Annotated in this window: 12 protein-coding genes and 1 riboswitch; of the genes, 6 read left to right on the top strand and 6 right to left on the bottom strand. The window is 60.7% G+C overall.

All coding sequences use genetic code 11. The annotated features are described in order from the left end of the window. The first annotated feature begins 60 nt into the window (after window positions 1–60). From ubiE to CR159_RS15985, 6 genes are all read left to right on the top strand, one after another. The gene (ubiE, locus tag CR159_RS16010; RefSeq protein ID WP_102075032.1) at window positions 61–849 is read left to right on the top strand and encodes a bifunctional demethylmenaquinone methyltransferase/2-methoxy-6-polyprenyl-1,4-benzoquinol methylase UbiE; all 789 of its coding nucleotides are present in this window, start codon (window positions 61–63) and stop codon (window positions 847–849) included. Window positions 850–1,047: 198 nt separating this feature from the next. Next, window positions 1,048–2,046, top strand: a complete 999-nt coding sequence (locus CR159_RS16005; protein WP_102074970.1) for a Tim44 domain-containing protein — start codon at window positions 1,048–1,050, stop codon at window positions 2,044–2,046. Between the two features lie 173 nt (window positions 2,047–2,219). Then, window positions 2,220–2,903: a ubiquinone biosynthesis accessory factor UbiJ gene (locus CR159_RS16000; protein WP_102075031.1), complete on the top strand. Its 684-nt coding sequence runs from the start codon at window positions 2,220–2,222 to the stop codon at window positions 2,901–2,903. 2 nt (window positions 2,904–2,905) lie between these two features. Continuing rightward, entirely contained in the window at window positions 2,906–4,465 is a 1,560-nt protein-coding gene (ubiB, locus tag CR159_RS15995) for a ubiquinone biosynthesis regulatory protein kinase UbiB (protein ID WP_102074969.1), read from the top strand. A gap of 11 nt (window positions 4,466–4,476) precedes the next feature. Continuing rightward, window positions 4,477–5,328, top strand: a complete 852-nt coding sequence (locus CR159_RS15990; protein WP_102074968.1) for a ferritin family protein — start codon at window positions 4,477–4,479, stop codon at window positions 5,326–5,328. After that, entirely contained in the window at window positions 5,325–5,810 is a 486-nt protein-coding gene (locus tag CR159_RS15985; RefSeq protein ID WP_102074967.1) for an adenylyltransferase/cytidyltransferase family protein, read from the top strand. Before CR159_RS15990 ends, CR159_RS15985 begins: the two co-directional genes overlap by 4 nt. Window positions 5,811–5,837: 27 nt before the next feature. Here CR159_RS15985 and CR159_RS15980 read toward each other — a convergent pair whose 3' ends face one another. From CR159_RS15980 to CR159_RS15955, 6 genes are all read right to left on the bottom strand, one after another. Further along, the gene (locus CR159_RS15980) at window positions 5,838–7,172 is read right to left on the bottom strand and encodes a TolC family outer membrane protein (RefSeq protein ID WP_102074966.1); all 1,335 of its coding nucleotides are present in this window, start codon (window positions 7,170–7,172) and stop codon (window positions 5,838–5,840) included. A 1-nt stretch (window position 7,173) separates the two neighbouring features. Continuing rightward, window positions 7,174–7,854: a protein-L-isoaspartate O-methyltransferase family protein gene (locus CR159_RS15975; protein WP_102075030.1), complete on the bottom strand. Its 681-nt coding sequence runs from the start codon at window positions 7,852–7,854 to the stop codon at window positions 7,174–7,176. 117 nt (window positions 7,855–7,971) lie between these two features. Beyond that, the gene (thiD, locus tag CR159_RS15970) at window positions 7,972–8,790 is read right to left on the bottom strand and encodes a bifunctional hydroxymethylpyrimidine kinase/phosphomethylpyrimidine kinase (RefSeq protein ID WP_102074965.1); all 819 of its coding nucleotides are present in this window, start codon (window positions 8,788–8,790) and stop codon (window positions 7,972–7,974) included. A gap of 4 nt (window positions 8,791–8,794) precedes the next feature. Beyond that, window positions 8,795–9,592, bottom strand: coding sequence for a thiazole synthase (locus CR159_RS15965; protein ID WP_102074964.1), 798 nt, complete (start codon window positions 9,590–9,592; stop codon window positions 8,795–8,797). A gap of 91 nt (window positions 9,593–9,683) precedes the next feature. Then, on the bottom strand, window positions 9,684–10,568 hold the full coding sequence (locus CR159_RS15960) for a cobalamin-binding protein (protein WP_158238551.1): 885 nt from the start codon (window positions 10,566–10,568) through the stop codon (window positions 9,684–9,686). A gap of 4 nt (window positions 10,569–10,572) precedes the next feature. Further along, window positions 10,573–12,402 carry a TonB-dependent receptor domain-containing protein gene (locus CR159_RS15955; RefSeq protein ID WP_102074962.1) on the bottom strand — a complete coding sequence of 610 codons (1,830 nt, stop codon included), beginning with the start codon at window positions 12,400–12,402 and terminating at the stop codon, window positions 10,573–10,575. 119 nt (window positions 12,403–12,521) lie between these two features. Further along, window positions 12,522–12,691, bottom strand: a riboswitch (cobalamin riboswitch). Window positions 12,692–12,696 lie beyond the last annotated feature (5 nt).

The raw sequence follows: 12,696 nt of genomic DNA, 5'->3' as shown, positions 1-12,696 counted from the left end.
TCATGCGGTGCCGGTTTTTTTGCCGTGAGGCGGGACATAATGTTGTACGATAATCAAACCATGCAAAATACCCGTACTCCCTCGCCAGATAACGGCCCATCCGCTTCGTCCGCCGAAGCCAGCACGCATTTCGGTTTCAAGACCGTAGGCGAAAAAGAAAAGGCAGGCAAGGTCGCCGAGGTTTTCCACTCGGTGGCCAGTCGTTACGACGTCATGAACGACCTCATGTCGGTGGGGCTGCATCGTGTCTGGAAGGCGTTCACTATCGGCCGCGCCGATGTGCGCCCCGGTATGAAGGTGCTCGATATCGCCGGCGGCACGGGCGACTTGGCACGCGCATTCGCCAAGCGGGCCGGTCCTTCGGGCGAAGTCTGGCTTACCGACATCAACGACTCCATGCTGCGGGTGGGGCGCGATCGCCTTACCGACAGCGGCATGCTTATTCCCACAGCGGTGTGCGATGCCGAAAAACTGCCCTATCCATCGGCTTATTTCGATCGCGTAAGCGTCGCTTTCGGCTTGCGCAACATGACGCACAAAGACCGTGCGCTCGCGGAAATGCGGCGCGTGCTCAAGCCGGGCGGCAAACTGCTGGTGCTGGAGTTCTCGCGCGTGGCCAAGCCGCTGGCGCCGGCCTACGATTGGTATTCCTTCAATATCCTGCCGTGGCTGGGCAAGAAGGTGGCGGGCGACGAAGAAAGCTACCGCTACCTGGCCGAATCCATACGCATGCACCCCGACCAGGCCACGCTTGCGGGCATGCTCGAAACCGCCGGTCTGTCGCGGGTTCGCTATTTCAATCTCAGCGCCGGCATGGTCGCCTTGCACGAAGGCGTCAATCTGGGCTGATTCCCATCGCGTCACACAGTATGGCTGCTTCGCGAAGGCTTGTCTTCTCGTGCGAAGGAACTTTTTGTGTGTTGCAGCGTCTTAATTTATGCTAACGTTCAGGTTCCAGTAAGATTTTTTTGCTGTCACTGAATTCATTAAGACGAAATCTATATTTCGGTGGTGCGCGGTCAGCGCCCCACACAACAGGAGCACTACATGACCCATGGGTTTTCACGGTTTATAGCCATTGCGTTGATGGTCGTTTCGGCCGGCGCGATGCTTTCGGTGTCCTTCGACGCCGAAGCGCGCCGTGCGGGCGGCGGCAAAAGTTTCGGCCGGCAGTCTTCCAACGTAACGCAGCAGCGCCAGGCCGTTACGCCGCCTGCCGCCAACAACATGACGCGCAATGCAGCGCCTGCAGCGGGCGCCGCAGCCGCCGGCACAGCCGCCAAAAGCGGCATGTCCCGCTTTCTGGGCCCCATCGCGGGCATAGCAGCCGGCCTTGGTATTGCCGCATTGCTTTCCAGCATGGGCTTGTCCGGCGCGTTTCTTGAAATGATGTCCAGCATGTTGCTGATCGGCCTGCTTGTGTTTGCCGTCATCTTCATCGTGCGCAAGCTGCGTGGCGGCGCAGCGCGTCCGGCCATGCAACAGGCCGGCTCGGCCCCCAACCCCTTGCATCGCCAGCATACGCAGTCGCAAGGAACGCAGTCGCAGAATACTTGGCGCGAGTCCAGCCAGCCTGCCTCGGCGGCGACTTCTGCCGCAACATCCGCCGCCACGGCTGCTGCCGTTGCCGCGGTGCCTGCGCCTCCGGTGGACGACAAATGGTTCATTCCCGGCGATTTCGACAGCTCCACGTTCCTGGCCAATGCCAAGAAGCAGTTCATCGAAATACAGCAAGTCTGGGACAGCGGCGACCTCGACAAACTGCGCGAATACATGACCGACGACCTCATTGCCGAAGTCAAGCCTGAAATCCTGGCACGCAGCGAAGGCAACGAAACGCAGGTCGTATTGCTCAATGCCGAACTGCTGGGTATTGAGGCGGTTTCGGGCGGCCACCTGGCCAGCGTGCGCTATTCAGGCATGTTGCGCGAAGCCAAGGAAGCCGAAGCCTTCCGCTTCGAGGAAGTCTGGAACCTGTATAAGGGCGACGGCGCAGGCTGGTTGCTGGCAGGCATTCAGCAAATCCCCGTCGAGTACGCCAGCTAAGCGTGTGATAAAGATATAAGGCGCGAAAAGGGGCACCGCAATGGTGCCCCTTTGCCATAGCGCGCCGGCACGGACTCATCGCGGGTTCTCAGGATTGATGTCACGTAAAACCGTTAAACTTGAGTTCTTGCCTTACACGCTCACCTGAACCGGCTTTGCCGCATACCACCAACATGTTTCCTTTGCCCTCCTTTCTTGCTCCGGCGGCGATCCATGCCCGCATGCTCAACAAGCTGCTGCAGCGCGAAGACTGGGCGCGAGACCGACTAAGCCGCCACGCCGGCAAGACGGCACGTTTCATCGTGGGCAACATCAAGACCAGCCTGACCGTGCAAGCGGGGGGGCTGGTCCAGTCCTCCGATCCGGCCATCTTGCCGGATGTCACACTTACGATTCCGGCCTCCAAGATAGCGCAGTTGCCCGCAGTGCTTCGCGCCCGCGATCCATCGCTGCTCACCGAGCTCATGCATATCGAAGGCGACGCGGGGCTGGCGCATCTGGTGTCGGACCTGGCGCGCGACCTGCGCTGGGACCCCGAAGAGGACCTGTCCAGGCTGGTTGGCGACATGGCCGCGCGGCGCCTGCTGCAGACCGGAAAGGACATCGCCGCAGGCATGCAGTCATCGGCCGAGCGCCTGGCCGGCAATGTCAGTGAATTCCTGTCCCATGAAAGCGGCATGATGGCAAGCCGGCCAGCTTTCGACGACACCACCGCGCAATTGCAAGCCATGTGCGCAAGGCTGGACCAGCTCGATGCACGCGTGTCCAGGCTCAAGCCGCCAGCGGTGCACGCTGCAGGCCGCAGCCTTGGCGGCCGTCCTGCGGCGACCGCCGTCAGCCCTTTGCAGAAGGGCTGAGCATGTTCACCTTTCTCCGGCTCATTCACATCATCATCGTTGCTTTGCGCTACAGGCTCGACGATCTCGTCCTGTCCAGCATCAAGCATCCCATCGCCTACGGTCTATTGCGTATCGTCCGGCTGGGCCGCAAGCCCAAGATGGCCCGCGGCGTACGGCTGCGCGTGGCACTGGAATCGCTGGGACCCATTTTCGTCAAGTTCGGGCAAGTGCTGTCCACGCGGCGCGATCTGATTCCCCTGGATATCGCCATTGAGCTGGCGCTGCTGCAGGACCGCGTGCCGCCGTTCCCGTCGGACCAGTCGGCCGCACTGATCGAGGCGGCTCTGGGTGCCTCGCCACATACCCTGTTCAAGCACTTTGACGCCGACCCGGTTGCGTCGGCCTCCATCGCGCAGGTGCACTTTGCCGTACTGCATGATGGCCGCGAAGTGGCCGTCAAGGTATTGCGTCCAGGCATGCGCGAGGCCATCGAGAAAGACCTCACGCTTATGCGCGCGCTGGCTGGATTGGTCGAGCGCCTGGCTGCCGATGCGCGTCGCCTGAAGCCGCGCCAGGTCGTTGCCGAGTTCGATATCTATCTGCACGACGAGCTCGACCTTATTCGCGAGGCCTCCAATTGCAGCCAGCTGCGGCGCAACTTCGGACCTGATACGGGCCGTGGCGACTTGCTCATGGTGCCCGAAGTCGTGTGGGAATATTGCGCGACGACGGTATTCACCATGGAGCGCATGCGCGGCATTCCAGTCAGCCAGATCCAGCGGCTGGAGGCGGCCAATATCGATATAAAAGCGCTGGCCCGTACCGGCGTGGAAATTTTCTTTACGCAGGTTTTTGCCGACGGCTTCTTCCATGCCGACATGCATCCGGGTAATATTTATGTGTCGGATGCGCCTGAAACGCTGGGCCGTTACATTGCGCTGGATTTCGGTATTGTCGGGTCTCTATCCGAATTCGACAAAAACTATCTGGCGCAGAATTTCCTGGCATTCTTCCAGCGCGATTACCGGCGGGTGGCGCAGTTGCACATCGAGTCGGGCTGGGTTCCCGCCACCACGCGGGAAGAAGATCTCGAAGGCGCGGTGCGCGCGGTCTGCGAGCCGTATTTCGACCGGCCCCTTTCTGAAATATCGTTGGGGCAGGTGCTGCTGCGGTTGTTCCAGACGTCGCGCCGGTTCAACGTCGAGATCCAGCCTCAATTGGTGCTGCTGCAAAAAACATTGCTGAACGTCGAGGGCATGGGGCGCGACCTGGATCCCAACCTGGATCTATGGCAAACCGCCAAGCCCTACCTCGAAAAGTGGATGCACGAGCGCATAGGCCTGCCAGGCTTGCGCAAACGCCTCGACAAAGAAGCCAGCCAGTGGGCACAGCTCCTGCCCCAGATCCCGCGGCTGGTCTACACCAACCTTAACAGGCCTGACACCGGGCCTAGGTTAAACTTGGAGCTTGAGCGCCTTCGTCTGGCCCAGCAACAGACGAACCGGCTCTTGACGGTGCTGACGGCCGTTCTGGCGGTGGCTTTGGGTGTAGCCATTTGGGCGCTTACGCGTCATATTTAAGAGAGATTCCTATGCTTTATCCTGAATTGTTCAAATCGATGGAAGCGGTGCGCTGGAACATGGGCACCGATATTCCTTGGGATGAGTTCGACGGCACCAAGCTGACGGACGACCAGGCCTACACGATCAAAATGAACGCCATTACCGAATGGGCGGCCTTGCCGGCTACGGAAATGTTCCTGCGCGACAATCGCGACGACAGCGATTTTTGTGCCTTCATGTCGGTATGGTTCTTCGAGGAACAAAAGCATTCGTTGGCCCTTATCGAGTACCTGCGCCGTTTCCGGCCGGAACTGGTACCTACCGAAGAAGAGCTGCATAAAGTACGCTTTGAATTCGATCCGGCGCCTGCCATGGAAACCCTGATGCTGCATTTCTGCGGCGAAGTCCGGCTGAACCACTGGTATCGCCGTGCTTCCGACTGGCATACCGAGCCCGTCATCAAGTCCATCTACAAAATCATTGCGCAAGACGAGGCACGTCATGCGGGCGCCTACTTGCGCTACATGAAGCGCGCCCTCATGCATCAAAGCAAGGAATTCGGCGCCAGCGCCCGCATGGCCTTCGCCAAGATCGGCGTCCTGATGGCCTCGGCGCATCGTACGCCGCAGGCTTTGCACCCCACCAACCTGCACGTCAACAAAGACATGTATCCGCTGGACACGGTGCAGTCCAAGCTGCCGACGCCGGGCTGGCTCGAGAACTGGCTGGACAACCAGATTCACTTCGACAAGGAATGGGAAGGCAAGGTCAGTTCGCGCATTCTGCATAATATGTCGCTGCTGATGGAAACCAGCTTCAATACAGTTCAAGACCTGAACAGGTATCGCAAGGGCTTGCTGAAGGACGGCACGCCAGCATAATGGCAGCGCGCTTCGAGTCCAAGATGCTTTCGCGGCAAGACTGCATCGCTGCGGTCCAGGACGGGCGCCTTGCGCGCCCGCTGGTCTTTACGAACGGGGTCTTCGATATTCTGCATCGGGGGCATGCCACCTACCTGGACGAGGCGGCGCAACTGGGCGCCACGCTTATCGTGGCGCTGAACACCGACGATTCGGTGCGGCGCCTTGGCAAAGGCGCAGACCGGCCGCTCAATACGCTGGCCGATCGCGCCGCCTTGATCGCCGCACTGGCTTGTGTGTCGGTGGTCACCGACTTTGGCGAAGACACGCCGCAAACCCTTATCGAACAGCTGCGCCCGGACCTCATTGTGAAGGGCGGCGACTACGACATGGATACCCTTCCCGAAACCGCCAGTGTCAAGAGCTGGGGCGGCAGGGCGGTGGCCATTCCATTCGAGTTCGAACGCTCGACCACGCGCTTGTTGACCAAGATACGCGGCTAAGCCGCGCCCGGGCTTGATGCCCGGTAATCAGCGCTTGATGGTCAGCAGGTGGTTGATGGCGACAATGTCCTGGTCGCTAAGGATGCCGCTGCTGGCCTTCAGCCGAAGGCTGTTCATCAACGTGTTGTAGCGTGCCTGGGACAAGCTTCGCTGGGTCTCGTACAGTTGCTGCTGGGCGTTCAGGACGTCGATGTTGATGCGCACGCCTATCTCGTACCCCGTCTGGTTGGCGTTGAGCGAGGCCAGACTGGACTTTTCGGCAGACTGAAGCGCCTCGATCTGGGCCAGGCCCGATGTGACACCGGAAAAATACTGTTGGGTCGACTGGATCGCCTGGCGCCGGGCGTCTTCAAGCTGGTAGCGGGCTTGCTGCAATCGCGACGATTGTTCGCGCACGACCGATGAGATCTCGCCGCCGGTAAAGATGGGAATGGACAATTGCAGGCCGACGGTGGTGTCCAGCGATCGCGGTCCGCCGTCCGGACTGTACAGGCCGTTGTCCGACGCACTGCCCGTTTGCGCCTGCAACTGCAGGGTAGGGTAGTGCTGGCTCTTGGCAATGTCGATTTGTTTTTCAACAATCTTTGCCGCCAGGTCGGCCTGCGCGACCGCCAGGTTGGCATGCGACGATTGCGCTGTCCAGTCGGTCAGGCGATTGGGTGTAGGCCCAGGTAACACCGTGTCGGGCGCGAGCTCCGCCAATGGGCCCGGCCGCTCGTTGATGATGCGGGCGAGCTGGTCTGCGCTGACCTGTAATACATTGCGGGCCTGGAACTCGCCGGCATTGAGCAGGTCCAGGCGCGCCTGCGCCTCATAGGTATCGGCGATGGTCGTGCTACCCAGTTCGAAGCTCTGCCGGGCGGCGCGCAACTGCGACTGCACGGCCGTTTTCTCGGCCTCCAGCGCCCGCAAGGTATCCTGGGCCGCCAACACGTCGAAATACGCTTGCGAAACCCGCAAGACCAGGTCCTGGTAGGATGCCGCTTTTGCCACGTCGCCTGACTTGGCGATGTAGTCGGCCCGCTTGAGCTCGCCCCAGGCGCCGATGTTGACGATCGGCTGCACGAGGGTAAGTGCCCAAAAGGCGCGGCGCTGGCTGTTGCTGCTGCTCAGGTCGCGCAAGCGGCGGCGGTGGTCAACCTCGGCGACGCCGTCTGCCGTGATATACGGAAGCAGGCGGGCGCGCGCCTGCGGGACTCTTTCCTGGTCGGCATCGCGGCTGGCGCTGTTGGCGGCGTAAATCGGGTCGCGTTGCAGCGCCTTTTGCCATACCTGCAGCAGGTCCTGGGCGTGCACCGGGGCGGCGCCGGCGATTAATGCCAGCGCGAAGCATAGCCTCGCGTAACGGGAGGCTATGGGCATTCTAGAATTTGAACTGAGTAACGGTTGCGCCGCGCAATGGCTTGATCACCGTGTCGAACAGGGTTTTCGTGTCGAAGCTGGCGGCACTGGTGCGGGTGATGCGACAGGCCGTCATGACGGGGTTCTGGCCCACGACCACGACCAGGCGTCCGCCGATGCGCAATTGATACTTCAGCGCGTCGGGTACGACGGGTACGGAACCGGTCACCAGGATGGCGTCGTACTCGGTAGTGCCCCAGCCCGCATGCGCATCGCCGGTTTCAACCGTGACATTGTCGATATGGTTGCGTTGCAAGTTTTGCACCGCGAACGCGGCCAGCCGACTGTCGACTTCAACGCTGGTGATCTGCTGGGCCAGCCTGGACAGCAGTGCCGCCTGATAGCCCGAGCCGGTGCCGATTTCAAGAATGCAGTCGGTGGGCTTGAGCTGCAGTTCTTGTGCGAGCCGGGCCTCGACCTTGGGCGAGAGCATGGTCTCGCGCGTGTCTACTGCGTTAATGACGAGCGGAAGTTCGACATCGGAGAAGGCCAGGCCTTGCATGGGAGCGGGCACAAAGCGTTCGCGCCGCACTTCGAAAAGGGCTTGCAGTACCTTGAAATCAAGCACTTCCCAGGTACGAATCTGTTGTTCGACCATTTTGAACCGGGCTTGTTCGATTTCTGAAAGCGCAGTGACGTTCATAGCTTCTATAAAGAAAAACAAAAGGGTAATAAATTGTATGCCGGATGGCCCGCGAGTGCCATACAGGGCGGGCGCCGATGGCATGTACTATAGCCCATTTGCGCAACCGACCCGTCTTCAGGGCGCCGGCCACCATGCGTGAAAGTGCTGCACCGGGCCATGCCCGCTGCCCACGCTGAGTTCCCCCGACCGCGCGATGGCAGCCACCAAATAGGCCTTGGCGCGCCTTGCTGCTTCCGGCACGTCGTTGACTTGGGGCAGCAGTGCCGCCAGTGCGGCCGACAGCGTGCAACCGGTGCCGTGGGTATTCGGTGTGATGATGCGGGTACCGGGAAGCTCGATCATGCGATCGCCGTCGTGAAGGACGTCGATGGTGTCATTGCCGGGAAGATGCCCCCCCTTCAGAAACACCCATCGTTCGCCGCGATCATCTAGCAGGCGACGCAATTTTTCGGCTACGCGCCGCATCTCGCGGACGGAATCCACGGGACTGGAGCCCAGCAACACGCCGGCCTCGGGTAAATTAGGCGTCAGCATGGTGGCCTGCGGCAGCAGGCTGTCGCGCAACTCATTGACCGCGGCACGTTCCAGCAGATGGTCGCCGCTTTTGGCCACCATTACCGGATCCAGCACCAAGTGGGCGGGCTTCCAGTGCTCCATGCGCTCGGCCACGGCGCGCGTCACCAGCTTCTGTCCCAGCATGCCGATCTTCACGGCATCGATGCGCACGTCGGCGAATAGGGTGTCGATCTGCGCGGTGACAAATTCGTGGGGAACCGCCGAGATGGCGGTCACGCCCTGGGTATTCTGCGCGGTAAGCGCGGCGACCACGGCCGTGCCATACGCGCCCAGGGCGCTCATGGCCTTGATGTCGGCCAGTATGCCGGCACCGCCGGAGGGGTCGACGCCGGCGATGCTAAGGGTATTCGGGATCATGGGGTCAAGCCTTGGACTGGATCAAGCCTTCGGTGGGCGAGCTGGGATCGGCGCTGTAGAACTTGCGCGGCACGCGGCCGGCCAGGAAGGCTTCACGTCCCGCCTGCACTGCCTTGTTCATGGCGCTGGCCATGAGGACAGGATTTTTTGCCCCGGCAATGGCGGTATTCATCAGTATGGCATCGCAGCCCAATTCCATGGCCACTGCGGCATCGGAGGCAGTCCCGACGCCCGCGTCCACCAGTACGGGGACCTTGGACTGGTCGATGACCAGGCGAAGGTTCCATGGATTCAGGATGCCCATGCCCGAGCCGATCAGGGAGGCCAGCGGCATGATGGCAACGCAACCGATATCCTCGAGCATGCGGCACTGGATAGGATCGTCCGTGCAATACACCATCACCTTGAAGCCATCGCTGACCAGTGTGCGCGCTGCTTCGAGCGTTGCGGGCATGTTGGGGAACAGGTTATCTTTGTCGCCCAGCACTTCCAGCTTGACCAGGTCGTGGCCGTCGAGTAGTTCGCGCGCCAGGCGCAGCGTGCGTACGGCGTCCTGGGCGGTATAGCAGCCCGCCGTATTGGGCAGGATGGTGAACTGGGACAAAGGCAGGAAGTCGAGCAAATTGGGTTCGCCCGCATTCTGGCCGATATTGGTGCGGCGTATGGCGACGGTCACGATTTCGGCACCGCTGGCGTCTATGGCCTGGCGGGTTTGTTCGAAATCTTTGTATTTTCCGGTGCCTACGAGTAGGCGTGATGTAAACGAACGGCCTGCAATGGTAAGGGTATCTGCTTGATTCATGGTTCTATGCGCGGGTGGGTAGACCGCAACGACGAAAATATTCGCGTTGGGCTGTGCGAGTCCTATATAAAAGCATAATCCATTTATGGCGCTAACGTGATTTATCTATGTATTGGCACAGCGCTTCAACGGCGTCGATCAGCCGGGGCCCGGGCCGGAAGAGCGTGTCGGGATCGATGCCATAGACATGGCCCCGCAGCGCTGCCGGCAGGTGCAGCCTGGACCAGCGCGCCGTGGCGGCTTGCAGCGCGTCGGTATCAGTCGCCGACGTAATGATGACGGCAGGTTGCGCCACCAAGACGCTTTCGGCGCTGACCTGCGGCGCGGCGCTGAAGGCATCGGCGTAGACGTTTCGCGCGCCGCAGACGCGCAAGGCATCATTGAGCAAAGGATCGTTGCCCACGGTGTAGACGGGATTGGTCCCGATCTCTATGAAGACGGGAACAGACGTGCGGGTGGAGTAGTCGTTTTCCAATGTCTGCAGGCGTGTGTTCAGGTCCTGCGCGGCCGCCTCGGCGATGTCCTGGGTATGGAACAACGCGCCGAATCGCCTGACTTCGCGGGGGATGTCGCCCAGGGTACGCGGGGTTGAATAGAGCAGCGGTATGTGCAATTGATCCAAGGCAGGAGCCAGTGTGAGCGCCGCGCTCGATGCCTGCCACGCCACCACCAGGTCCGGGCGGAAGGACAGGGCCTTCTCTATACTGATGTTCATGCCGTCGCCAATTCGGGGAATGGCAAGGGCACTGGGCGGATAGTCGCTGCTGGTCACGGTGGCGACAATCAGATGTCCTGCGCCGGCCGCAAAGATAAGCTCCGTGATGTGCGGCGTGAGCGTGATGGCATGCGCGGGCGCCGCGTGCTCTGCCGCACCGACCGCAGTGTGAAGCGAGAGCGCAGCCAGGACCGGCAGAGCAGCCAGGTTGCAGGCACGCATCACCCGCAGGATTCCTCGGCTCCACGCGGCGGTCTTCATGCGGCTACATCCGGAAAGAGACATTCACGAACACGTTGGAGCCCGGCATGTTGTAGCCATAGGCATTGGTGTAGTCCTTGTCCAGGATGTTGTTCCAGCGTACCTGGACGCCGACGTTCTTGCTGAAATCATAGCCGGCGGTCAGTCCGAGCAGGCCATACCCGCCCAAGCTGATCTGGTTGTCGGCGTCGTCGTAGCGTTTGCCGGTGAACTGATACTCGGCGCCTACCGTTACGGCATCGAAGCGATGGTCGATACTGGCACGGTAAACCTGCCTGGCACGCCAGCGTAACTGCTTGCCGCTGGCATCGTCGCGTGGATTCATGAAATCGGCGCTGGCGCGCAAGGCGGTGTTGCCCACATCATGTTCGGCCGTAAGCGTCACGCCCCGTATGGTGGCGGAATCGATGTTGTACGCGGCCCAGTTCCGGTTGGCGTCCAGCGTGATCAGGTCGCGTATCTTGTTTTGATAGGCGACCAGGCCCAGCCGCGTATCGTCCGTCTGGTAGTGCAGATTCAACTCCACATTGCGGGATTTCTCCGGCTGCAAGTCCGGGTTAGGCGCATAGGGGCTGTAGAGGTCCGAGAACGTCGGGGCACGGAACCCGGTGTTGCCGGCGACGCCCATGCTCCATTGATCGTTCAAATCGTAGTCATACGCCAAGCCGCCGGTGGCCTGGTTGCCATAGCCCGAAATATTGTCATTACGCACGCTGGCCTGGAGGTGATGCGCCGAGAAGTCGCCGCGATAGACCAGGCCCGCCGAGTTTGTGTCGCGGCGATTGACCGAATAGCTTGACGACGAATGCGACGGGCGTTCTTCCAGACGCTCCAGCACGGTGGAAATCTGCTGGTTCTCGGTAAGCTTGATATTGTTCTGCCAGGTATAGGAACGCTGCAGGCTGCTGTAATGCGAGTCATAAGCGCGGTTCTCGACATACTCCTTGCTCATGCCGAAGCGCAGGACGCTTTGCCAATGATCGTTGATATCATCCGTGCTGGTCAGTGTGTAGGCTTGCTGGCGCGTGATGCCATAGGCCGGGTGCGCGTATTCGCCGGCATCGTAGTCGCCATTCATATAGCCGTTATAGGCCGTGAGCCCAACATGATGGCCCGGCTTCCAGGTATAGCCCAGAGAGCCGGAGAGTGAGTTTTGCCGGTAGCCGTCCTGGTCCGGATGATAGCTAAAGGTGTTGTTTTGGTTGGTGGCGTTGAACCCGCTGCTGTCGGCCATGCTGCTCGACAGGGCATAGTCCCAGCCGTTCTGGGCGCCCGAAATGCCAATGCTGGACTTGAAGGTGTCGTAGGAACCGTAGCCGATATTGCCCCAGGCGCTCAAGGGGCGATCGCCATCCGGTTTCTTCGTGATGATGTTGACCACGCCGCCAATTGCGTCGGACCCGTACAGGCTGCTGGCCGCGCCGCGCACGATTTCGATGCGCTCTATGGTGTTCGGGTCGATGGCGCCCCAGTTGGCGCCGCCTTGGGTGGAACTGTTGATCCGTATGCCGTCGATCAGCACCAGTGTCTGGGTCGGACTGGTTCCGCGCAGGAATACGCCTGTCGTGGTTTGAGGGCCGCCATTGCTGTAGAACTGGACGCCCGGCTGCCGTGAAAGAATTTCGGCGACGCTATCCTGTCCGGCTTTCCGTAGCTGGTCTTTGCTGACGACGCTTACATCGCCCAGCACGTCTTTCTGCAATTGGGCACTACGCGATGCGGTGACGACGATCTGGTCAAGTTTGTAGACGGGGCTGGCCGATTGGGCGCAGGCGGTCGCGGAGATGAAGGTGGTGAGTACGGCAAACGCTTGCCGGTTTAAGATGAAAGGCATGAAAGACCCTGGAAAACGCGCGTCCCCGCACGTTGTAAGCAATAAGACATTTTCGGCTCAGCATCGGACGCGTGGTTGCGGCCGGAAAAACGGAACTGGAAATGGACTAAGGGATGATCAAGGCCGGTGTCGGGCTGGCATGCGAGGCATGCTTACCGTTGCGGGGGCAGCACAGTCTGGGCGCGTTGAGTCTTGCTGAGTGCAAGCGCGCATCTGTTTCCCGTTTAACTTTCGCAGAGTGTGGGCGGTATAAGGCTACAGCCGCGTTTTTCTACTCCGAAAGCACCTTTGTCG

Origin of the sequence: Pollutimonas subterranea, assembly GCF_002849655.1 — a bacterium.
GTDB classification, from domain to species: domain Bacteria; phylum Pseudomonadota; class Gammaproteobacteria; order Burkholderiales; family Burkholderiaceae_B; genus Pollutimonas; species Pollutimonas subterranea.
This window is presented reverse-complemented; position numbering and strand designations above follow the sequence as displayed.

What these genes read in the sequence shown, in the direction of transcription:
- CR159_RS15960 (WP_158238551.1), bottom strand. Translation starts at nt 10,568, where the DNA reads ATGAAGACCGCCGCGTGGAGCCGAGGAATCCTGCGGGTGATGCGTGCC.
- CR159_RS15980 (WP_102074966.1), bottom strand. Translation starts at nt 7,172, where the DNA reads ATGCCCATAGCCTCCCGTTACGCGAGGCTATGCTTCGCGCTGGCATTA.
- CR159_RS15955 (WP_102074962.1), bottom strand. Translation starts at nt 12,402, where the DNA reads ATGCCTTTCATCTTAAACCGGCAAGCGTTTGCCGTACTCACCACCTTC.
- thiD (WP_102074965.1), bottom strand. Translation starts at nt 8,790, where the DNA reads ATGATCCCGAATACCCTTAGCATCGCCGGCGTCGACCCCTCCGGCGGT.
- CR159_RS15965 (WP_102074964.1), bottom strand. Translation starts at nt 9,592, where the DNA reads ATGAATCAAGCAGATACCCTTACCATTGCAGGCCGTTCGTTTACATCA.
- CR159_RS16000 (WP_102075031.1), top strand. Translation starts at nt 2,220, where the DNA reads ATGTTTCCTTTGCCCTCCTTTCTTGCTCCGGCGGCGATCCATGCCCGC.
- CR159_RS15975 (WP_102075030.1), bottom strand. Translation starts at nt 7,854, where the DNA reads ATGAACGTCACTGCGCTTTCAGAAATCGAACAAGCCCGGTTCAAAATG.
- ubiE (WP_102075032.1), top strand. Translation starts at nt 61, where the DNA reads ATGCAAAATACCCGTACTCCCTCGCCAGATAACGGCCCATCCGCTTCG.
- CR159_RS15990 (WP_102074968.1), top strand. Translation starts at nt 4,477, where the DNA reads ATGCTTTATCCTGAATTGTTCAAATCGATGGAAGCGGTGCGCTGGAAC.
- ubiB (WP_102074969.1), top strand. Translation starts at nt 2,906, where the DNA reads ATGTTCACCTTTCTCCGGCTCATTCACATCATCATCGTTGCTTTGCGC.
- CR159_RS16005 (WP_102074970.1), top strand. Translation starts at nt 1,048, where the DNA reads ATGACCCATGGGTTTTCACGGTTTATAGCCATTGCGTTGATGGTCGTT.